This window comes from Roseovarius sp. PS-C2, assembly GCF_018862045.1.
In the GTDB taxonomy this organism is placed as follows: domain Bacteria; phylum Pseudomonadota; class Alphaproteobacteria; order Rhodobacterales; family Rhodobacteraceae; genus Roseovarius.
Genome location: NZ_JAHKSQ010000036.1, coordinates 1 through 1,404, shown reverse-complemented (window position 1 = coordinate 1,404; position 1,404 = coordinate 1). Strand labels below are relative to the sequence as shown.

The following is a 1,404-nucleotide window of genomic DNA, read 5'->3' as shown; positions in this document are numbered from 1 at the left end:
GGTAGTGCCCCGGGAAGTGGTGTAGGAACTGGCGTCCACCTGCTTCTTCATAGCCGGTGTTGCTCGTTCACTGAGCGGCGATCATCGCCGTCTCACCGTCATCGTTGCATATGGCGGTCAGCTTTTCCATCGGCATGTAACGGCGGGAGACGGCCCACTCATCGTTCTGCTCCAGCATGAGCGCCCCGACGAGGCGGATCACGGCCTCGCGGTTCGGGAATATCCCGACCACGTTGGTCCGCCGCTTGATCTCCTTGTTGACGCGCTCCAGCGGGTTGGTGCTGTGCAACTTCGAGCGCAGACTTTCGTCGAAGGCCATGTAGGCCAGAACGTCCTGCTCCGCGTCATCCATCAGCTCGGCGACATCCCGGAACCGCTCGCGCAGGCTGTCTGCGACCTCGCGCCAGCGGGCATGGGCCTGGTCGCGGTCCTTCTCGGCGAAGACGGTCTTCACCACCGCGCTGACCACGGGCTTGTGGGTCTTGCCTACGCGGGCCAGAAGGTTGCGCTGGAAGTGAACCCTGCAGCGTTGCCATCCTGCGCCAAGGACCTTGCACGCGGCGGCCTTCAGGCCCTCATGGGCGTCGCTGATCACCAGTTGCACGCCCCGCAACCCGCGCCGGGTCAAAGAGCGCAGAAACTCGGCCCAGAACGTCTCGGCCTCCGAGGGCAGGACGGTAATCCCCAGGATCTCGCGCCGCCCGTCTGTGTTGACCGCCACAGCCACTATCACCGCCATCGAGACGATCCGCCCGCCCTCACGCAGTTTCACGTAGGTGGCGTCGAGCCAGAGGAAGGGCCAATCGCCTTCCAGCGGGCGGTTCAGGAACGCCTGCACCCGCTCGTCGATCTCCTCGCACAGCCGCGAGACCTGGCTCTTGGAGGTGCCCGCCAGCCCCATCGCCCGCACCAGGTCGTCGACAGCCCGTGTGGAGACGCCGTGGATGTAGGCTTCCTGGATCACGGCCATCAATGCTTTCTCGGCCGTCCGCCGCGGCTCCAGGAACGTGGGGAAGTAGCTCCCCTTGCGCAGCTTCGGGATGTTCAACCCAATGGTGCCTGCCCGAGTATCCCACTGACGCGGCCGGTAGCCGTTGCGCTGGTTCTCCCGGTCCGGGCTGCGCTCGCCATGCCCCGCGCCGCAGACAGCGGCCACCTCAATGTCCATCAGCCGCTGCGCGGCGTCTTGGATCAGTTCCCGCAGGAATTCCGTGTCATCGCTCTTGGCGATCACGCCCGGAAGGTCGATCATGGTCTCGGTCATCGTGCTCTCCTTCGTTATCATCGGTCTTTGAACAACCTCAGACTACGAAGAAGCGCGGTGGCCGCCAGACCCGGCCGCGCGCTGCGCTACGCCAAAAGGCTCCGCGCGCGGCCTCTTACACCACCCCGTGGGACACTACC

1 protein-coding gene is annotated in these 1,404 nt (G+C 65.2%); it reads right to left on the bottom strand.

The features are described 5' to 3' along the window. Nucleotides 1-67: 67 nt before the first annotated feature. Nucleotides 68-1,285, bottom strand: a complete 1,218-nt coding sequence (locus KPG71_RS19575) for an IS256 family transposase (RefSeq protein WP_301182932.1) — start codon at nucleotides 1,283-1,285, stop codon at nucleotides 68-70. Nucleotides 1,286-1,404: the final 119 nt, after the last annotated feature.